The organism is Streptomyces sp. NPDC048295 (assembly GCF_040652135.1).
GTDB lineage: Bacteria > Actinomycetota > Actinomycetes > Streptomycetales > Streptomycetaceae > Streptomyces.
Map to the genome: position 1 here is coordinate 130,266 of NZ_JBEZLL010000010.1, position 19,802 is coordinate 150,067.

Consider the following 19,802-nt stretch of genomic DNA (forward strand, 5'->3'; position numbering starts at 1 on the left):
CTCTGCGTCAGTAATAAGAGCACACCGCGCCTTGCGAAGGCCGCGGCAGACGGGTTCACACCAATGGGCCCGGGTGTCACGCTTGGATCATGAACGGTCTTCTCGAACAACTGCGTGCGGGTCTGCCGGCCGAGGCCCTGATCACGGATCCCGACGTCACCGCCTCGTACGCCCACGACATGGCGAGCTTCTGCGACGCGGGCACGCCCGCCGTCGTCGCGCTCCCGCGCACGGTCGAGCAGGTCCAGCACGTCATGCGCACGGCCACCGCGCTGCGCGTGCCGGTCGTCCCGCAGGGAGCACGTACCGGTCTGTCGGGCGCGGCCAACGCCTCCGACGGCTGCATCGTGCTGTCCCTGGTGAAGATGGACCGGATCCTGGAGATCAGCCCGGTCGACCGGATCGCCGTCGTCGAACCGGGCGTCGTCAACGCGGTGCTGTCCCGGGCGGTCAACGAGCACGGTCTCTATTACCCGCCGGACCCCTCCAGCTGGGAGATGTGCACCATCGGCGGCAACATCGGCACCGCGTCCGGCGGTCTGTGCTGCGTGAAGTACGGGGTCACCGCCGAATACGTGCTCGGCCTGGAGGTCGTCCTCGCCGACGGGCGCCTGCTCAGCACCGGCCGCCGCACCGCGAAGGGCGTCGCCGGATACGACCTCACCCGGCTCTTCGTCGGCTCGGAGGGCAGCCTCGGCATCGTCGTGAAGGCCGTGCTCGCGCTGAAGCCGCAGCCGCCGCGGCAGCTGGTCCTGGCCGCGGAGTTCCCGAGCGCGGCGACCGCCTGCGACGCGATCTGCCGGATCATGGAGCGTGGTCACACTCCGTCACTCCTCGAACTGATGGACCGTACAACGGTCCAGGCCGTCAACAAGATGGCCAACATGGGCCTCCCCGACACCACCGAGGCGCTCCTGCTCGCCGCCTTCGACACTCCCGATCCGTCGGCCGACCTGGCCGCCGTCGCCGAGCTGTGCACCGCGGCCGGCGCCAGCGACGTGGTCCCCGCGGAGGACGCCGCCGAGTCCGAAATGCTGCTCCAGGCCCGGCGGATGTCGCTCACCGCGCTGGAGACCGTCAAGTCGGCCACGATGATCGACGACGTCTGCGTACCCCGCTCGAAGCTCGGCGCCATGCTGGAGGGCACCGCGGCCGTCGCGGAGAAGTACGACCTGACCATCGGCGTCTGCGCGCACGCGGGCGACGGCAACACCCACCCCGTCGTCTGCTTCGACCACACCGACGCCGACGAGTCCCGGCGGGCCCGCGAGTCCTTCGACGAGATCATGGCGCTCGGCCTGGAGCTCGGCGGCACGATCACCGGTGAACACGGCGTGGGCGTACTGAAGAAGGAGTGGCTCGCGCGCGAACTCGGCGAGGTGAGCGTCGAACTGCACCGGGGCATCAAGCAGGCGTTCGACCCGCTGGGACTCCTCAACCCCGGCAAGGTGTTCTGACGGCGGGCGCGAGGGCCGGGCGGAGCGGTGCCCGCTCATGCCTCGCCGTCCTGCGACTCGTCCGACGGCCACGGGTCGCGCATCCACAGGTCGTCGGCCGGCAGCGGCGCGAGCAGTTCGGCGAGGCCCTCGTCGATCCCGAGCAGCTCGGCCTCCGTGCCGGGCGGGACCACCCGCAGCGTCCGCTCGACCCAGGCGGCCACCGCGGCGGACGGCACCTCCAGGAGCGCGTCCCCGTCGGGCGAGGTCAGCGCGACGAAGATGACGTTGCGCTGCTCGACCTTGGTCGGCCAGATCCGGACGTCCCCGTGACCGCACGGCCGGAACACGCCCTCGACCAGCAGATCCCGGGCGAACGTCCAGTGGACCGGGAAGTCGGAGCCGATGTGAAAGGCGACGTGCACGGCGTACGGATCCGCCGTGCGGTACGTCAGACGGGCGGGTACGGGGATGCTGCGCTCGGGCGACAGGACCAGCTTGAGTTCCAGCTCGCGTTCCACGACGGTGTCCATGAGTGCGTCCTTCCGGTGCCTGTGGACCGGTCCCATGACCGGCCCGCACAAGGAGAGAGCGCCCTCCCCGCCATCTATTACGCGACTTCCGAAAAAAATTTCCGGGCGACGGGAAAGCGGCCCAAACCCCTGGAGTGGCCCAGGGGTAGGCGGGCGTCTGGTAGATGTGGACCCGTTGCATTCAGGCCTCGAAGAGATACGGGACCACGGTGATGAGCGCCCCAACCCCGGCACCCGGTGACGAAAGCCCCCGCGAGGGGTACTACCCCGACCCGTCCATCCCCGGATACGTCCGGTACTGGAACGGCGCCTCGTGGGTGCCAGGCACGAGCCGCCCCGCCCCTCGGCAGGGCGAGACGATGCCTGCGGAGCCTTCCGGAGCAGAGCCCTCCGCACCGGCGGCCGAGCCACGGCCGGAGCCGCATCCGCCGGGGCGGCCACCGTCCCGGCCCGCCGTCCCGGCGCCGGTGGACGAGACCGGTCCGGTCTTCCTGGACGAGGAGCCGTCCGCGGGCAATCGCCCCGAACCGGCCACCGCCTGGCAGGCAGACGCCTCCCGGCAGACCGGATTCGGCGGGGAACGCGACCGGCGGGTCTCCTGGGGCGGCACCGGCCAGTCCGATGACCGGAGTGCCCAGGCTGATCAGGGCCGGCCTTCGGGTACGGAGCCGGGCCCCGATCCCCGTACGCCCGCAGTCGCCCCCGCCCCCGCCCCCGCCGACCCCGCCCCCGCCGACCGGGCACCGGCGGACCCGCGACAGCCCGCGGCAGCTCCCCCCGAGAACACGGTGGCGATCCGGCTCGGCCGCCAGGGCCGTCCCGGCAGCGACAGCGGAGGTGACGGAACGGGTGACGCGGGGCGGCCGCCCGTGGACGGGACGGTCACGATCCGGGCCGTGGGCCAGGGCGGCGGCCCGCCCGCTCACCGGACGCCGGAACCGGCGGCCTCGGAGGGGACGATGGCGATCCGCGCGATCGGCCCCGGTACGGGTGCCCAGAACCCCGCCCCGGCCCCCGCGCAGAACCAGGCCCCCGCCCCGGCGCAGAACCCCGCCCCGGCCCCGGGCCCCGTACAGAACCCCGCTCCCTGGGCGCAGCTCCCGGCCCAGCAGCAACAGCCGCAGCCGCAGCTTCCGGCTCAGCAGCAGCCGCAGCCGCAGCAACAGCAGCCTCAGCCTCCGGCCCAGCCGCAGCCGCAGCTCCCGGCCCAGCAGCAAGGGCCCCGGCCTCAGCTTCAGCAGCACCAACTCCAGCCCCAGCGACCCCAGCCGCCGCAGCCGTTCGGTGCGCAGGGTGCTCAGCCGGATCAGCCCGTCGTGCCCTGGAAGCCGCCGGTCGACGACCCCTTCCAGCAGCTCGCACAGGCCCAGGCGGCGGCCCGGCCCGCCGGGCTCGCCAAGCGGTTCGCCGCCCGGCTGATCGACACCGTCGTACTCATGGCGCTCGTCGGCGCCATCGGCTTCCCGCTCGTCTCCCAGGCGCTGGACCACATCGACGAGAAGATCGACGCGGCGAAGCTGTCCGGTGAGACGGTCACCGTCTGGCTGGTGGACTCCACCACGGCCGGCCTGTTCGGTGGGGTGCTCGGCGCGTTCCTCGTGCTCGGCGTCCTGCTGGAGGCGCTGCCGACGGCGAAGTGGGGGCGCACGCTCGGCAAGAAGGTCTGCGGGCTCGAAGTGCGGGACATCGAGTCCCACGACGCCCCGGCCTTCGGCGCCGCGCTGCGCCGGTGGCTGGTCTACAGCGTGCTCGGCGTCCTCGTGATCGGCGTGGTCAACGTCATGTGGTGCCTGATCGACCGGCCATGGCGCCAGTGCTGGCACGACAAGGTGGCACACACCTTCGTCGCGAGCTGAGCGCACCCGTCCGGCTGACGGCCCATCGGGTGAGGGCGGTCGGCGCCGCCCGTTCCCCCGAACGCACCTGAGCCGTTGCGGGCGCCCCCGCGCCGGGGTGCACTGCCCCCATGAGCAACGATCAGCCGACGTCCGGTCAGCCGCCCGAGGACGACCCGTTCCTCAAGAAGCCGCACGAGCCGCCGCCGTCATCGGGTTCGCCGTACGACAGTGCTCCGCCCCCGCCGCCGTACGATCCGGGGCCCTACGGCGGCGGACCGTACGGCGGTGCGGATCCGCTGGCCGGCATGCCGCCGCTCGGGGAGCCGGGCAAGCGCATCCTGGCCCGGCTGATCGACTTCCTGATCATCTCGATCCCGCTCTATCTGATCTCGCTGCCGTGGGGCGGCGCGGTCGAGGTGTCGGAGAACAACGGCAACGGCAACGGCGTCGGCGATGTCTTCAGCCAGACCTACAGCGGGCACCAGTTGGTGTGGTCGCTGATCGGCCTGGTCGTCTACGTCGCGTACGACACGTACTTCACGCACAAGGACGGCCGGACCCTCGGCAAGCGGCTGCTGAAGCTCCGGGTCGCGATGCTCAACGACGGCCGGGTGCCGGACACCGGCGCGGCGTTCCTGCGGGCCGTGGTGCTGTGGCTGCCGGCACTGCTGTGCTGCCCGTGCCTGTGGTGGCTGATCAACATCGTGCTCATGTTCACGGACAAGCCGTACCGGCAGGGCCTGCAGGACAAGGCGGCGAAGACGGTGGTCGTACAGACCAACTGAGCCGGACCGACCGAGCCGGATCGACTCAGCCGGACCGACCGAGCGCACCGGCCGGGCCGGACGGCCCGGCTAGGGCCGCAGCGAGTGCCGGCCCACGTGCTCGCCCGCGGGAGCCGCGGAGCGCTGCGCGGCCTCGCGGGGGGCGGTGACCGGGGTCCGGTCCGCGTCGCGTGCGAGGCCCTCGGCCTCGACGGCCGCGGAGACCGCGTCCTGGTTCACCCGGACCGCGGAGCGGGCCCTTGCCCGCTTCGCGGTTTTCACGTGTGACGGCTGGGGTACGGTCACGGCCACCAGCAGACCGAGCACGAGCGCCGCGGTTCCGATGACGGCGATTCCGATGCCCGATTCCGTACGGGAGAGCAGCAGCATCGCGAGGGTCGAGAAGACGACGGTGACCGAACCGTAGGAGAGCTGTGCGGCAGTGGGATGCGGCATGGCGGTATCCGTCCTCGGGGCATCGGATGGGCAGTCTCTCGACACGGTCGCACTGTCGATCGACTCTACGACGGTGGATGCCCGAGAGGGGCCACTGGTAAGCGTGGCCTAACCCACGGTGCCGGTGCACAGGGGGCGCACGGAGTCATTCCGTACCCCAACCATGGCCCGTGACGCGCCGGTTGTCCGCTTGGTGAACGTCCGGATAACGGAAGCGCTCTCCTGCATAGTGCACTTGGCCTGTCCAAGTCAAGATCTGTCTTTTCTCGCGTAACTCCGGTCGAATGTCGTCACTTGTGACGCGTATTCGCGCGCGGCCCCACACCACTCCTGGCCGCAGCGGCGAGTGCCGGGGAGGACTGCATCAAGTGACCACAAACAGACGGGCGCTTCGCGCTGCAGCGGTTGTCGTGGCCATGGCCGCCACTGCCGCCACGGCGTCGGCTTTTGCCACGGCCCAGGCAGATGACGCGACGTCGGGGGCCAAGAGCGCCGCCGTCGAACGCCGTGACCCGGGTTCGGCGAAGGGCAACGAGCACGACCTGAAGGGCCCGTTCACGGAGAAGCAGGACGCACAGCGTCAGGCCGCCCTGGAACAGGTCATATCGGGCGACAAGAAGATCACGAAGCGCGGCGGCTCGCAGGTCGTCAAGCTCGACGACAAGAAGTACGTCGAGCTCGGCCGTGAGAAGACCGACAAGATCTTCACGGTCCTGGTGGAGTTCGGCGACCAGGTCGACAACACCACCATGTTCGACCCGGACGGCGACGGCCCGAAGCCGCCCGTCCTGAAGTACGGGGGCACGCCCGGCCCGCAGCACAACAAGATAGCCAAGCCGGACCCCAAGAAGGACAACAGCACCGCCTGGCAGGCCGATTACAACCAGGCGCACTTCCAGGACCTCTACTTCGGTGAGGGCGCCGGCAAGGACTCGCTGAAGACGTACTACGAGAAGACGTCCTCCGGGCGCTACTCGGTCGACGGCGAGGTCTCCGACTGGGTCAAGGTGCCGTACAACGAGGCCCGTTACGGGTCCAACTACTGCGGCTCGACCAACTGCGCCAACGCCTGGGACATGATCAAGGACGGCGTGAACGCCTGGGCCGCCGACCAGAAGGCCAAGGGCCGTACGCCCGAGCAGATCAAGGCGGATCTCGCCCAGTACGACCAGTGGGACCGCTACGACTACGACAACGACGGCGACTTCAACGAGCCCGACGGCTACATCGACCACTTCCAGATCGTCCACGCCGGTGAGGACGAGTCCGCGGGTGGCGGCGCCGAGGGCAAGAACGCCATCTGGGCCCACCGCTGGTACGCCTACGGCACCAACGCCGGCGCGACCGGCCCGGCCGACAACAAGGCCGGCGGCACCGAGATCGGTGACACCGGCATCTGGGTCGGCGACTACACCGCGCAGCCCGAGAACGGCGGCCTGGGTGTCTTCGCCCACGAGTACGGCCACGACCTGGGCCTGCCGGACCTGTACGACACCACCAACACCGCCGAGAACTCGGTCGGTTTCTGGTCCCTGATGTCGGCCGGTTCCTGGCTCGGCACCGGCAAGGACTCGATCGGTGACCTGCCCGGCGACATGACCGCCTGGGACAAGCTCCAGCTGGGCTGGCTCGACTACGCCGAGGCCAAGGCCTCGACGAAGTCCACCCACAAGCTGGGCGTCTCCGAGTACAACACCAAGAACAAGCAGGCGCTCGTCGTCACGCTGCCCGAGAAGCCCGTCACCACCGCCGTCACCAAGCCGGCGGAGGGCTCCAAGCAGTGGTGGAGCGACATGGGCGACAACCTCAGCAACACCCTGTCCCGTTCGGTGGACCTGACCGGCAAGTCCAAGGCCTCCCTGGACCTTTCGGGCTGGTGGGACATCGAGAAGGACTACGACTACCTCTACACCGAGGTGTCGGACAACGGCGGCACCAGCTGGACCGCGATCGACGGCACGGCCGACGGCAAGGCGATCCCGCGCGACGCCAGTGACAAGCCGGCCCTGACCGACGTCTCCGGCGCCTACCAGAAGCTCTCCTTCCCGCTGGACGCCTACGCGGGCAAGAAGATCGACATCCGCTTCCGTTACGCCACCGACGGCGGCGCGGGCGGCGTCGGCTTCGCCGCGGACACCATCTCGGTGACCGCCGACGGTGCCGTGCTCTTCACGGACAACGCCGAGGGCGACGACAACGGCTGGACCGCCAAGGGCTTCTCCCGCGTCGGCGAGTCGTTCACCAAGGACTACCCGCAGTACTACATCGCGGAGAACCGCCAGTACGTCAGCTACGACAAGACCCTCGAGGTCGGCCCGTACAACTTCGGCTTCTCCAAGACCCGTCCGGACTGGGTGGAGCACTACCCGTACCAGAACGGTCTGCTCGTCTGGCTCTGGGACAAGTCCCAGAAGGACAACAACGTGTCGCAGCACCCGGGCCAGGGCCTGATCCTGCCGGTCGACGCGCACGCCAAGCCCCTGAAGTGGGCCGACGGCACGATCATGCGCAACAAGATCCAGCCGTTCGACGCCCCCTTCAGCTGGTACGCGACCGACGCCTTCACGCTGCACAACGCGGACGCTCCGGTCCGGGTGAAGTCGCAGCGCGGCATCCCGGCCTTCGACGACCACAAGGGCACCTACTGGTACAAGGAGAACCCGACCGGAAGTGTTCAGGTCCCTGACACGAACACCCGGATCTCGATCGTCAAGGAGCCGCGCAGCGGCCAGACGATCACCGTCAAGGTCGGTCCTTCGCACAAGTAGTTCCGCATAACCGCAGGTCAAAGCATGATCGGCCGTCGCCCTCTAGCGGGCGGCGGCCGATCGTGTTTAGGTGCGTCTTGTTCAGAAGCTTATTGACACGACGTCTCACGGGGGAGCGCGGAGCATGGCAGGCGGAGGTTTCTGCAAGTTGCCGAACGGCAGTGTGGTGGTGGCGATCACCCTGCCCAGTCCGACGGACGGGGCGGGTCCCGGCACCCCGGTCCGGGTCCTGGTGCACGCGGCCAACCGGGCCCGCGCCCTGACCCGGCTGCGCAACGCGGGCCTGCGCGCCGTCTATCTCCGCGGCAACGCCGAACCGCCCACGCCCGACGAGATCACCGCCGTGCTGCACCACCCCGACGGGCTGCTGTGGCAGGCGAGACCGCAGCGGGCGCAGGAGCTCTGGCACCCGATCCGGGCCCTGCTCCGCCCCGCCGTCCCCGTACGACGACCGGCCTGAGGCCCGCGGGGCGTCCGGCCCGGGGCCTGCGCGGGCCGCCGGGGCCGTGGCGCGCTCTACACCACCGGCTTGCCGGACAGCTTCACGCCGGCCCTGCGGAGCTCCTCCAGGGCCCGCTCCGTGGTCGTCTCGGCGACCCCGGCGGTCAGGTCGAGCAGCACATGCGTCGTGAAGCCCGCCCGGACCGCGTCCAGCGCCGTCGCCCGCACGCAGTGGTCGGTCGCGATGCCGACCACGTCGACCTCGGTGATCCGGTGGTCCCGCAGCCAGTCGGCCAGCCCCACGCCGTTCTCGTCCAGGCCCTCGAAGCCGCTGTACGCCGCGGCGTAGGCGCCCTTGTCGAACACCGCGTCGATCGCGCCCGAGGCGACCGTGGGCGCGAAGTTCGGGTGGAAGCCGACACCCTCGGTGCCGGCCACGCAGTGCGCCGGCCAGGAGTCCTCGAAGTCCGGCTCGGCGGAGAAGTGGCTGCCCGGGTCGATGTGGTGGTCACGGGTGGCCACCACATGGTGGTACCCGGCCTGGGCCTCCCCGATCAGATCGGTGATGGCGGCGGCGACATCGGCTCCCCCCGCCACGGCGAGGCTGCCGCCCTCGCAGAAGTCGTTCTGAACGTCGACGACGATCAACGCGCGGTGCATGGCGGGTGTCCTTCGGTGGGGGACGGTCGGCGGTCGTGGGGGGTGTGTTTTCGAGCCTAGAGACTCCGGCCCCGGATAGGGAGGGGACGGAACGGAGCCTTGCGGCGCCCGGGGCGCACGGTGGTGTGCGGGCACGCCCGCCCGCCACCGTGCTCCGCGGTCACACGTACTCCGTGGGAATCACCGGCTCGCCGCGCGACAGCTGCACCGCCGACATCGGCAGCCCCGCCCGTGCCGCGATGTGCCGCTCACGCGCCGCGTCCAGCGGCTCGCGGGCGATCACCTCACCGCCCCTGACCAGCTCGACCAGCAGCTGCCGGCCGGCCAGCTCCGGCGGGACGGCGCCGGTGCCGACCACCTCGGCCTCGGCCACCCCGTTCTCGTCCAGCCGGCGTGCGGCCCACTTGCGGCCGCCCACCGACGACTTCGCGCCGAGCGACTTCTTGGCCACCGGACGCAGCGGCTCCGCCGGATCGGCCGAGCCGGCACGGGCGACGAGCTTGTAGACCATCGAGCAGGTGGGCTGCCCGCTGCCGGTCACCAGCTGCGTGCCCACCCCGTACGCGTCGACCGGGGCCGCGGCCAGCGAGGCGATGGCGTACTCGTCCAGGTCCGACGTCACCACGATCTTCGTCTCCGTGGCGCCCAGCTCGTCCAGCTGCTGCCGCACCCGGTGCGCGACCAGCAGCAGGTCGCCGGAGTCGATCCGCACCGCGCCCAGCTCGGTCCCGGCGACCTCGACCGCCGTACGGACCGCCTCGGCGACGTCGTACGTGTCGACCAGCAGCGTCGTGCCCCGGCCCAGCGAGTCGACCTGGGCCCGGAACGCGTCGCGCTCGGTGTCGTGGAGCAGCGTGAAGGCGTGGGCGCTCGTCCCGACGGTCGGGATGTTGTAGCGGAAGCCCGCCGCCAGGTCGGACGTGGTGTTGAAGCCGCCGATGTACGCGGCGCGGGCCGACGCCACCGCCGACAGCTCATGGGTGCGCCGTGCACCCATCTCGATCAGGCCACGCCCGCCGGCCGCGGCGGACATCCGCGAGGCCGCGGCGGCGATCGCCGAGTCGTGGTTGAGGATCGAGAGGATCACCGTCTCCAGCAGCACGCACTCGGCGAAGGAGCCCTCCACCCGCAGGATCGGCGAGCCCGGGAAGTACACCTCGCCCTCCGGATAGCCCCAGACGTCACCGCTGAAGCGGTAGTCGGCCAGCCAGGCGAGCGTGGGCCCGTCCACGACGTTCTGTTCGCGCAGGAAGGTGAGCATCTCGTCGTCGAAGTGGAAGTTCTCCACCGCGTCCAGTACTCGTCCGATGCCCGCGACGACGCCGTAGCGCCGCCCCTCGGGCAGCCGGCGCGTGAAGGCCTCGAAGACCGAGCGCCGGTCGGCCGTGCCGGCCTTCAGTGCGGCCTGCACCATCGTGAGCTCGTACTGGTCGGTGAAGAGCGCGGTCGACGGCACACCGACCCGTCGCCCAAGGTCCGCAGAGTTCATGTTCCGGATGCTACCCCTATTTCGTCAGAGTGACGAGATCTCGGGTCGTTTGTGCGATGGACCCTCCCGAGTGGCAGCATGGGGTGGGTGAGCGTCGCACCCACAGAGATCGAGCGTCCCGAATCGGCCGAGGAGAGTGTCGCCGTCCCCGAGCCGGACGTCCCCTGGGTGACGCTGGTCCACAACGACCCGGTCAATCTCATGAGCTATGTGACCTATGTCTTCCAGGCCTACTTCGGCTATCCCAAGGACAAGGCGCACAAGCTGATGCTGGACGTCCACCAGAAGGGTCGCGCCGTCGTCTCCAGCGGCAGCCGCGAGGAGATGGAGCGCGACGTCCAGGCCATGCACGGCTACGGACTGTGGGCCACCCTCACGCAGGACCGCAACTAGACCTCCCCGCCCGTTCGCCCGACCCACCATCGGAGAAAACCCATGGCCGGCCACTTCGAGGCCACCCCCGGCGGCGGCGCGGCCGTCGCGCTCGACGAGGTGGAGATCGCGATCCTGCGCTCCCTCGCCGTCCAGCTGCTGGAACTGATCGGTCCCGGCGACGAACCCGCCGAGGGCGCGGACCCGCTCGCCGCCCTCTTCGCGGAAGGGCCCAGCGAACCGCCCACCGACCCCGCCCTGGCCCGCCTCTTCCCCGAGGCGTACGGCGACGAGGACAGCGAACTGCGGGCCGCCTCCGCCGAATTCCGCCGCTTCACCGAGAATGATCTGCGCACCCGCAAGCGCGACGACGCCCTCGCCGTCGTACGCACCCTGGACGCCCTCACGGTCGCCGGGGACGGCTCCGCCGTGCTCGAACTGACCGGCGACGAATGCCGCAACTGGCTCGGCGCCCTCAACGACCTCAGGCTCACCATCGGTACCCGGCTGGAGGTCTCCGACCAGGACGGGGGCGAGTCCGACTCCTCGCTCTACCGGCTCCCCGACACCGACCCGCGCAAGCCGATGGTCATGGCCTATCTCTGGCTCGGCGCGCTCCAGGAAACCCTCGTGGAAACCCTGATGCCGTAAGGGCTGTCCCGTGGCCGGTGACGGGGCGGCGTGCTCCCGACGGACGTCGGGCGTTCGCTCAACGGACGCTCAAATCCGAATAACGATCCCGTCACCCGAATGGCCTTTTTGCTGCGGCAGGGAACTCTTGTCCGCTTTTTACTGTGGTGTGCACCACATAACGTCCGGTGGCCCGCCCGGGTGTGCGTGATAAATCTTCACGACCACTCGGGGGACGCCACACCTGTTCCCGAGGACGCCACGAGCCGGCCACCACCGGCGGCACTCCATCCATATCCGGGGGGATCAGGACCCGATATGCGGCCTCGACGGCGCGGATCGGCGTGGAGAAAGGCGCAGCACATGACATCGGCACAGGTCGACAATGGGCAGGGCGGCCGGCGGGCCGTGGAAGTCGCGGATGCCGGGCCGGCGGGCGAGGGGTACCAGCGGGCCCTCGGCGCCCGCCAGATCCAGATGATCGCCATCGGCGGAGCCATCGGCACCGGGCTCTTCCTCGGCGCGGGAAAGGCGATAGCCAAGGCCGGACCCAGCCTGATCCTGGCCTACGCCGTCGCAGGTCTGGTGATCTTCTTCATCATGCGGGCCCTGGGCGAACTCCTCATGTACCGCCCGGTCTCGGGCTCCTTCTCCGAGTACGCCCGCGAATTCATCGGCCCCTTCGCAGGATTCGTCACCGGCTGGACCTACTGGCTGTTCTGGGTCGTCACCGGAATCACCGAAGTCACCGCGGCCGCCCAGTACATGACGTTCTGGTTCAGCATTCCCCCATGGGTCTCGGCGCTGATCTTCACCATCATTCTGTACGGCGTGAACCTGATCTCCGTGAAACTCTTCGGCGAACTCGAATTCTGGTTCTCCATGGTCAAGGTGACCGCCATCGTCGGCATGATCCTCATCTGCGCCGGAATTCTCACCCTCGGCTTCTCCGACGCCGGGAACACTGCGTCCGTCACCCACCTCTGGGCGGACGGCGGATTCTTCCCGCACGGCATCAAGGGCACCCTGATGACCCTGCAGATCGTGATGTTCGCCTTCCTCGCCGTCGAACTCGTCGGCGTCACCGCGGGCGAGTCCAAGGACCCCAAGACCGTACTGCCCAAGGCCATCAACACCGTGCCCTGGCGCATCGCCGTCTTCTACGTCGGCGCCCTCCTCATGATCCTCTCCGTGGTCCCGTGGACCGAGTTCTCGCCGGACGTCTCCCCGTTCGTCGAGGCCTTCGACAAGATGGGCCTCGGCCTCGGCGCCGGAATCGTCAACTTCGTCGTGCTCACCGCGGCACTCTCCTCCTGCAACTCCGGCATGTACTCCACCGGCCGCATGCTGCGCGACCTCGCCCTCAACGGACAGGGCCCGAAGCTCTTCACCCGGCTCACCAGGAGCGGCACCCCGCTCGTCGGCACCACCTTCTCCGCCGCGCTGATGCTCGTCGGCGTCTGGGTCAACTACCGGTGGCCCGGCGACGCCTTCACCTACGTCGTCTCGTTCGCCACCATCTCCGGAATGTGGGCCTGGATCATGATCCTGATCTGCCAGATCCGCTACCGGCGCCTCGCCGACCGCGGAATGCTCCCGCAGTCCTCCTTCCGGGCCCCCGGCGCCCCGTACACCAGCGCCTTCGCGCTGGCCTTCATCGCCGTGGTCGTCGTGATGATGGGCATCGACAAGGACACCAGGATCTCCCTGTACTGCGCCCCGCTCTGGGCCGCCCTCCTCGGCATCTCCTACGTGGTCCTCAAGGCCCGCAACCCCGAGAACAAGGCCTTCGCCAAGAACTGAGCCCGCCGACCTGCGGCTTCAGCGGACACGTCCACGATGCGGGCCCTCGTGTACCACACTTCGGTACACGAGGGCCCGCATGCCTATCCTGGCGAAATGCTGACCATCACCCAGGCGCTCCACGACCAGATCGTCGCGCACTCCCGCGCCGACCACCCCGACGAGGCGTGCGGCGTGGTCGCGGGACCGGCCGGGACCGGCCGCGCCGAACGGTTCATCCCGATGCTCAACGCCGCCCGCTCACCCACCTTCTACGAGTTCGACTCCGCCGACCTCCTCAAGCTCTACCGCGAGATGGACGACCGCGACGAGGAGCCGGTGATCATCTACCACTCCCACACAGCCACCGAGGCCTACCCCTCCCGCACCGACGTCACCTACGCCAACGAGCCCGGCGCCCACTACGTCCTCGTCTCCACGGCGGACACCGACGACGCGGGCCCCTTCCAGTTCCGCTCGTACCGCATCGTGGACGGCGAGATCACCGAGGAGGACGTCGAGGTCGTCGAGGCGTACGAACCCGCCTGACCGCGCCCTACCACCGCACCCCGGCAGACCGCCCACCGGCCGGACGGGACCGCACTCACCACGGCCCCGTCCACCTGCCGAACACCGGGCATCCACCAGGTGAGATCACACTCGGGATTACGGACCGGGAATCGATACGATGAGCGCATGGTTCCCCATGACGTGAGCGACAAGACGCCGGGCACGCTGCTCGTCGCGCGCCTGCACGTCGACCTGTGCAGGCTCTCCAGCGCGATCTGTACCTGCCGCACGCCCGCCGGCCGCAAGGCCTGAGCCGGGCCCGCGACCCGAGGCCGCACACAGCACCACACACACACCACCCCCGCGCGGGGCCAGAGCCGCGCGCCCCACGCCACCTCCCCGCTTCCGACAGGAGCCCACGCCATGGCCATCGAGGTCCGCATCCCGACCATCCTCCGCACCTACACCGACGGCGCCAAGGCCGTCGAAGGCAACGGAGCGACCCTCGCCGACCTCTTCACGGACCTGGAAAGCCGCCACAACGGCATCCGCGAGCGCATCGTCGACGGCGACGAACTCCGCCGCTTCGTGAACGTCTACCTCAACGACGAGGACGTCCGCTTCCTCGACGGCATCTCCACCAAGCTCAGCGACGGCGACAACGTCACCATCCTCCCGGCCGTCGCCGGCGGCATGAACTGATGCGGTACGACAGCCCGCTCGCCGCGGTGGGCAACACCCCGCTCGTCCGCCTGCCGCGGCTGTCACCCTCGAACGAGGTCCGCATCTGGGCCAAACTGGAGGACCGCAACCCCACCGGCTCGATCAAGGACCGCCCCGCGCTCCACATGGTCGAACAGGCGGAGAAGGACGGCCGGTTGACCCCCGGCTGCACCATCCTGGAACCCACCAGCGGCAACACCGGCATCTCGCTCGCCATGGCGGCCAAGCTCAAGGGCTACCGCATCGTGTGCGTCATGCCCGAGAACACCTCCCAGGAACGCCGCGACCTGCTCACCATGTGGGGCGCCGAGATCATCCCCTCCCCGGCGGCCGGCGGCTCCAACACAGCCGTCCGCGTCGCCAAGGAACTGGCCGCCGAACACCCCGACTGGGTCATGCTCTACCAGTACGGAAACCCGGACAACGCAGGCGCCCACTACGCCACCACCGGCCCCGAGATCCTCACCGACCTCCCGTCCGTCACCCACTTCGTGGCCGGCCTCGGCACCACCGGCACCCTCATGGGCGTCGGCCGCTACCTGCGCGAACACAAGCCGGACGTCAAGATCGTCGCCGCCGAGCCGCGCTACGACGACCTGGTCTACGGGCTCCGCAACCTCGACGAGGGCTTCGTCCCCGAGCTCTACGACGCCTCCGTCCTCACCACCCGCTTCTCCGTCGGCTCGGCGGACGCCGTCACCCGCACCCGCGAACTCCTCCAGCAGGAGGGCATCTTCGCGGGCGTCTCCACCGGCGCCGCACTCCACGCGGCGATCGGAGTCGGGAAGAAGGCCGTCAAAGCAGGGGAGAGCGCCGACATCGTCTTCGTCGTAGCGGACGGCGGCTGGAAGTACCTCTCGACAGGCGTCTACACCGCCCCGACCACGGAAGCGGCCATCGAGACGCTGCACGGCCAGCTCTGGGCATAAGGCCCGCCCGGCGGACCATCACCGAGAACCCGGCAGGGGTGCGCCCGGCACAGGGCGCACCCCACCGCACTCACCCCAGCCCCCGCACCCGCTCCCACACCTCCGCGTCCACGGCCCCCACCCGCCGCCGGAACCCCCGCACGGCCACCTCCCGCAGCTCGTCCGTCTCCAGGAAACTCGCCCGGCCCTGCGCATCCCCCACCGTCCCGGCGGGCAGCGCGATCACCCCGGGCCTGCCCTCGTGACGCTTGCTGGTGATCTTCGCGACGAGCGCCGAGCCACCCCGTACCGACAGCACCAGACACGGCCGGTCCTTCGCACCCGGCCCGTCCTCGTACGGCACCTCGGCCCACCAGATCTCACCCGGCCGCGGCCCGCGCTCCGGCCCCGCACCGCGCCCGGGCCCCGCCGGCGGCCGGGTCCGCCCGCCCGGACGCCCACCGGAACGCGACCCCGCCGACCCCACCGGCCCACGGGAACGTCCACGCGGCCCCCGCCCACCCCGCCCCCGCCCGTCGGCGACCGCCGCGACGAGCGCGAGCAGCACGACAAGAGCGAGCGCGATCCACCACCACGACATGTCCATGCTCCGACCGTACCGGCGTCCCCCACCGCTTCCATCGAACCGGTGACAGAGCAGGTGAGTTCCCCCACAACGGACGGCCACGGAGGAGCGACCGGCTGTTCCGCGCCTTACGCTCGACAAACCGCTCAACAGACCGCACGAACCCTCCCCGTTCCCACGTCTCGGAGGTTCACGCTCCATGAAGCTCACCGTCGTCGGCTGCTCCGGCTCGTTCCCGTCCGCGGGATCAGCATGTTCGAGCTACCTCGTAGAGGCCGACGGCTTCAGGCTGCTCCTCGACATGGGCAACGGCGCCCTCGGCGAGCTGCAGCGCCATGTCGGTCTCTACGACCTCGACGCCATCTTCCTCAGTCACCTCCATGCCGATCACTGCATCGACATGTGCGCGTACTTCGTCGTCCGCTACTACCGGCACGACGGAGGGCGCCCCGCCGCCATCCCGGTCTACGGACCCGAGGGCACCGAGCAGCGGCTGACCACCGCCCACGCCGACACCCCGTCCGAGCACGCGATGAGCGAGGTCTTCGACTTCCACACGCTGAAGCCGGGATCGTTCGAGATCGGCCCCTTCTCGGTCCGTACGGAGAAGCTCTGCCACCCCGTCGACACCTTCGGGATCCGGATCGAGCACGGCGGCCGCTCGCTGGCGTACTCCGGCGACACGGGGATCTGCGAGGCCCTGGACGAACTCGCCGAGGGCGTCGACCTGTTCCTCTGCGAAGCATCGTTCGTCCACGGCAAGGAGGACATCCCGGACCTCCACCTCAACGGCCGCGAGGCGGGTGAGGTCGCGGCCCGCGCCGGCGTGGGCCGCCTCGTCCTCACCCACATCCCGCCGTGGACCGACGCCGACCGCAACCTGGCCGACGCCCGCGTGGTCTTCGACGGACCGGCGGAGGTCGCGGCGCCGGGGGCGGTGTACGAGGTCTAGGACCCGCTGCCGCGCGGCGGACACGACGAAGCCCTCACCTCCCGCCATGGGAGGTGAGGGCTTCGCCGTGCGTCGGGCGAGGTCTACTTCGCCTCGGCCTTGAGGAGCTCGGCGAGCTCCTCGTCGGACTCACGGCCCGGAGTGGGCAGGTTGAACCTGGTGATCGCGAAGCGGAAGACCACGTAGTAGACCACCGCGAAACAGAGGCCGACCAGCACCAGCATCCACGGCTTGCTCGCGATGCCGAGGTTCAGGAAGAAGTCGACGGCACCCGCGGAGAAGCCGAAGCCGTCCTTCATGCCGAGCCCCCAGGTGAGAGCCATGGAGACACCGGTGAGCACCGCGTGGATCGCGTACAGCACCGGGGCGATGAACATGAACGTGAACTCGATGGGCTCGGTGACACCGGTCACGAAGGCGGTCAGCGCGAGCGAGAACATCATGCCGCCGACGACCTTGCGGCGCTCCGGACGGGCGCAGTGCACGATCGCGAGGCACGCGGCCGGGAGGGCGAACATCATGATCGGGAAGAAGCCGGTCATGAACTGTCCGGCCGTCGGGTCACCGGCCAGGAAGCGGTTGATGTCGCCGCTCTTGCCGTGGTACTCACCGGCCTGGAACCACGGGAACGAGTTCAGCAGGTGGTGCATGCCGACGGGGATCAGCGCACGGTTGGCGACACCGAAGATGCCCGCGCCGACCGCGCCGGAGCCGACCAGCCACTCGCCGAAGTTGTGCAGCCCGGTGCCGAGCACCGGCCAGATGTAACCGAAGACGATGCCGATGACCAGACCCGCGAAGGCGGAGAGGATCGGGACCAGGCGGCGGCCGCCGAAGAAGCCGGCCCAGGCGGGCAGCTTCGTCCGGTAGAACTTCTGGTAGAGCAGTGCGACGACGATGCCCATCACCACGCCGCCGAGGACCTTGGCGTCCACGGGGGCGTCCGTCATGACGATCTTGCCGTCGACCACCGTGGCGACCTGGGGAAGGTTGCTGTCGGTGAAGGTGGCGAGCACCTTCTGGAAGACCAGGTAGCCGGTGACGGCCGCGAGCGCGGTCGAACCGTCCGACTTCTTGGCGAAGCCGATCGCGATGCCGACGGCGAAGAGCAGCGCCATGTTGTCGAGGATCGCGTTGCCGCCCGCGGCCATGAAGCTCGCGATCTTGGTGACGAAGTCCGGGAACGAGTCCCTGCCGAGCATGTCGTCGTTGCCGAGACGCACCAGGAGGGCGGCCGCCGGCAGCACCGCGACCGGCAGCATGAGGCTGCGGCCGATGCGCTGCATGACCGACATCACGCCGGCGCCCTTCTTCTTGGTGACCGCGGGTGCGGTGTCTGCCGTGGACATCAACTTCCTCCATTGGACAAGGCGCCGCCCAGGACGTTGAGGGGGGAAGGCGACGACTCGAGAAACGCGGCAGAGCGCCACGTGGTCTGGACCACTCAGTGGTGTAGACCAGTTGTAGCACGGTGAGTACGGGATAAGGAACCTGCAAATCCCGACTACTTCGCATGAGCTATCACCCACGCTCGGTGACATGTCGAAGGCCCCCGGACCGCAAGGGTCCAAGGGCCTTCGAAGATGTGCTCCGGGCGGGCCCAAAGGCCCGCCCGACCTGCTATTTCGTGAGGTTCCTCTCGATCTCCTCCTCCAGCTCTTCGGGCTCACGCCCAGGCGTCTGGAGGTTGAATCTGGTGATCGCGAACCGGAAGATCACGTAGTACACGGCAGCGAAGACCAGCCCGATCGGGATGATCAGCCAGGGTTTGGTCGCCAGGCTCCAGTTGATGACGTAGTCGATCAGCCCCGCCGAGAAACTGAAGCCGTCCTTGACCCCGAGCGCCCATGTCACCGCCATCGAGACACCGGTGAGCACCGCGTGGATCCCGTACAGCAGCGGCGCGACGAAGAGGAACGAGTACTCGATCGGCTCGGTGATGCCCGTCACGAACGACGTCAGGCCGACCGAGAGCATCATGCCGCCGACCGCTTTGCGGCGATGCGGCTTGGCACAGTGGTAGATCGCCAGGGCCGCCGCGGGCAGGGCGAACATCATGATCGGGAAGAAGCCCGAGGTGAACTGGCCGGCCGTCGGGTCGCCCGCCAGGAACCGGTTGATGTCACCGTGCACGACCGTGCCGTCCGGCTTGGTGAAGTCGCCGAACTGGAACCAGACGAACGTGTTCAGGAACTGGTGGAGGCCGATGACCAGCAGCGCGCGGTTGGCGACACCGAAGATGCCGGAGCCCACCCAGTCCAGGTCCACCAGCCACTTGGAGAAGCTGGTCAGGCCGTCACCGATCGGCTGCCACAGCCAGGCACACAGCCCGGCGAAGAGCAGACCGACGAACGCCATGATGATCGGCACGAGCCGGCGGCCGTTGAAGAACCCGAGCCAGTCCACCAGCTTGACCCGGTGATACCGCTGCCAGAACCAGGCGGACAGCAGACCCATCACGATGCCGCCGAACACCCCGGGATTCTGGTACTCGGCAGCCGTGACCTTGGCGTCGCCGGTCACACAGGTGCCGAACCAGGTGCCGCCCGAGGTGAACGTCGACCCCGGAGCGCAGTCCACCGGGAAGGCGTGCAGCACCGCGTAGTAGACGAGGAATCCCGCCACCGCGGCGAGCGCGGTCGAGCCGTCCGACTTCTTCGCCATGCCGATCGCGACACCGACGCAGAACAACAGGGGAAGACCGAGCCCCGAGTCGAGCAGCGCACCGCCCGCGGCCGCGAAAACCTTGGCGATGTTGTTCCAGCCCAGACCCTCGTCGCCGAATACGTCCGGCTGGCCCAACCGGTTGAGAATGCCGGCCGCCGGCAGTACGGCGATCGGGAGCTGGAGGCTGCGGCCCATCTTCTGGAGGCCCTGGAAGAAGCCGTTCCACCACGTCTTCTGCGGCACTGCGGCACTGCTTGAGCTCATCGGCATCCTCCCGGAACAAGCAC

At 69.4% G+C, this 19,802-nt stretch carries 20 protein-coding genes; 13 read left to right on the forward strand and 7 right to left on the reverse strand.

What is annotated here, in order from left to right; genetic code table 11:
- Window positions 1-89 precede the first annotated feature (89 nt).
- On the forward strand, window positions 90-1,457 hold the full coding sequence (locus AB0D53_RS17315) for an FAD-linked oxidase C-terminal domain-containing protein (protein WP_362446699.1): 1,368 nt from the start codon (window positions 90-92) through the stop codon (window positions 1,455-1,457).
- A 35-nt stretch (window positions 1,458-1,492) separates the two neighbouring features.
- Here AB0D53_RS17315 and AB0D53_RS17320 read toward each other — a convergent pair whose 3' ends face one another.
- On the reverse strand, window positions 1,493-1,969 hold the full coding sequence (locus AB0D53_RS17320) for an SsgA family sporulation/cell division regulator (RefSeq protein WP_329818257.1): 477 nt from the start codon (window positions 1,967-1,969) through the stop codon (window positions 1,493-1,495).
- A gap of 212 nt (window positions 1,970-2,181) precedes the next feature.
- Here AB0D53_RS17320 and AB0D53_RS17325 point away from each other — a divergent pair, with 212 nt between their 5' ends.
- A complete protein-coding gene (locus AB0D53_RS17325) occupies window positions 2,182-3,825 on the forward strand; it encodes an RDD family protein (RefSeq protein WP_362446704.1) in 1,644 nt (547 codons plus the stop codon).
- Window positions 3,826-3,935: 110 nt separating this feature from the next.
- Window positions 3,936-4,592, forward strand: a complete 657-nt coding sequence (locus tag AB0D53_RS17330; RefSeq protein ID WP_362446707.1) for an RDD family protein — start codon at window positions 3,936-3,938, stop codon at window positions 4,590-4,592.
- Window positions 4,593-4,661: 69 nt separating this feature from the next.
- Here AB0D53_RS17330 and AB0D53_RS17335 read toward each other — a convergent pair whose 3' ends face one another.
- Window positions 4,662-5,027 (reverse strand): hypothetical protein, encoded by a 366-nt coding sequence (locus tag AB0D53_RS17335; protein WP_362446710.1) that lies wholly within the window; start codon window positions 5,025-5,027, stop codon window positions 4,662-4,664.
- A gap of 368 nt (window positions 5,028-5,395) precedes the next feature.
- Between AB0D53_RS17335 and AB0D53_RS17340 the strand changes: the two genes are divergently transcribed.
- Together AB0D53_RS17340 and AB0D53_RS17345 are read left to right on the forward strand one after the other, a co-directional pair.
- The gene (locus AB0D53_RS17340; RefSeq protein WP_362446713.1) at window positions 5,396-7,795 is read left to right on the forward strand and encodes an immune inhibitor A domain-containing protein; all 2,400 of its coding nucleotides are present in this window, start codon (window positions 5,396-5,398) and stop codon (window positions 7,793-7,795) included.
- A gap of 124 nt (window positions 7,796-7,919) precedes the next feature.
- Window positions 7,920-8,255: a hypothetical protein gene (locus AB0D53_RS17345; protein WP_362446716.1), complete on the forward strand. Its 336-nt coding sequence runs from the start codon at window positions 7,920-7,922 to the stop codon at window positions 8,253-8,255.
- A gap of 56 nt (window positions 8,256-8,311) precedes the next feature.
- Here the strand turns inward: AB0D53_RS17345 and AB0D53_RS17350 are convergent, their stop codons facing one another.
- Together AB0D53_RS17350 and AB0D53_RS17355 are read right to left on the reverse strand one after the other, a co-directional pair.
- Window positions 8,312-8,896 carry an isochorismatase family protein gene (locus tag AB0D53_RS17350; protein WP_362446719.1) on the reverse strand — a complete coding sequence of 195 codons (585 nt, stop codon included), beginning with the start codon at window positions 8,894-8,896 and terminating at the stop codon, window positions 8,312-8,314.
- A gap of 160 nt (window positions 8,897-9,056) precedes the next feature.
- Window positions 9,057-10,385, reverse strand: a complete 1,329-nt coding sequence (locus AB0D53_RS17355; RefSeq protein ID WP_362446722.1) for a nicotinate phosphoribosyltransferase — start codon at window positions 10,383-10,385, stop codon at window positions 9,057-9,059.
- Between the two features lie 78 nt (window positions 10,386-10,463).
- On the opposite strand from AB0D53_RS17355, the gene clpS reads away from it, so the two are divergent.
- From clpS to AB0D53_RS17390, 7 genes are all read left to right on the forward strand, one after another.
- The gene (clpS, locus tag AB0D53_RS17360) at window positions 10,464-10,778 is read left to right on the forward strand and encodes an ATP-dependent Clp protease adapter ClpS (RefSeq protein WP_329818249.1); all 315 of its coding nucleotides are present in this window, start codon (window positions 10,464-10,466) and stop codon (window positions 10,776-10,778) included.
- Between the two features lie 42 nt (window positions 10,779-10,820).
- A complete protein-coding gene (locus AB0D53_RS17365) occupies window positions 10,821-11,408 on the forward strand; it encodes a DUF2017 domain-containing protein (RefSeq protein ID WP_362446726.1) in 588 nt (195 codons plus the stop codon).
- Window positions 11,409-11,750: 342 nt separating this feature from the next.
- Window positions 11,751-13,190 carry an amino acid permease gene (locus tag AB0D53_RS17370; protein WP_362446729.1) on the forward strand — a complete coding sequence of 480 codons (1,440 nt, stop codon included), beginning with the start codon at window positions 11,751-11,753 and terminating at the stop codon, window positions 13,188-13,190.
- Between the two features lie 96 nt (window positions 13,191-13,286).
- Window positions 13,287-13,718: a M67 family metallopeptidase gene (locus AB0D53_RS17375; RefSeq protein WP_072484210.1), complete on the forward strand. Its 432-nt coding sequence runs from the start codon at window positions 13,287-13,289 to the stop codon at window positions 13,716-13,718.
- A gap of 147 nt (window positions 13,719-13,865) precedes the next feature.
- The gene (locus AB0D53_RS17380; protein WP_362446732.1) at window positions 13,866-13,991 is read left to right on the forward strand and encodes a putative leader peptide; all 126 of its coding nucleotides are present in this window, start codon (window positions 13,866-13,868) and stop codon (window positions 13,989-13,991) included.
- Between the two features lie 111 nt (window positions 13,992-14,102).
- Window positions 14,103-14,381, forward strand: a complete 279-nt coding sequence (locus AB0D53_RS17385) for a MoaD/ThiS family protein (RefSeq protein WP_329818245.1) — start codon at window positions 14,103-14,105, stop codon at window positions 14,379-14,381.
- Window positions 14,381-15,331 (forward strand): cysteine synthase, encoded by a 951-nt coding sequence (locus AB0D53_RS17390; RefSeq protein WP_362446736.1) that lies wholly within the window; start codon window positions 14,381-14,383, stop codon window positions 15,329-15,331. The genes AB0D53_RS17385 and AB0D53_RS17390 overlap by 1 nt, the downstream gene beginning before the upstream one ends.
- Window positions 15,332-15,401: 70 nt before the next feature.
- Here the strand turns inward: AB0D53_RS17390 and AB0D53_RS17395 are convergent, their stop codons facing one another.
- A complete protein-coding gene (locus AB0D53_RS17395; protein ID WP_362446739.1) occupies window positions 15,402-15,917 on the reverse strand; it encodes a type II toxin-antitoxin system PemK/MazF family toxin in 516 nt (171 codons plus the stop codon).
- Between the two features lie 178 nt (window positions 15,918-16,095).
- On the opposite strand from AB0D53_RS17395, the gene AB0D53_RS17400 reads away from it, so the two are divergent.
- Window positions 16,096-16,848 (forward strand): MBL fold metallo-hydrolase, encoded by a 753-nt coding sequence (locus tag AB0D53_RS17400; protein ID WP_362446742.1) that lies wholly within the window; start codon window positions 16,096-16,098, stop codon window positions 16,846-16,848.
- A gap of 83 nt (window positions 16,849-16,931) precedes the next feature.
- On the opposite strand, the gene AB0D53_RS17405 is transcribed toward AB0D53_RS17400, so the two are convergent.
- On the reverse strand, window positions 16,932-18,197 hold the full coding sequence (locus AB0D53_RS17405) for a PTS transporter subunit EIIC (RefSeq protein WP_362446745.1): 1,266 nt from the start codon (window positions 18,195-18,197) through the stop codon (window positions 16,932-16,934).
- Between the two features lie 271 nt (window positions 18,198-18,468).
- A complete protein-coding gene (locus tag AB0D53_RS17410; RefSeq protein ID WP_362446748.1) occupies window positions 18,469-19,779 on the reverse strand; it encodes a PTS transporter subunit EIIC in 1,311 nt (436 codons plus the stop codon).
- Window positions 19,780-19,802: the final 23 nt, after the last annotated feature.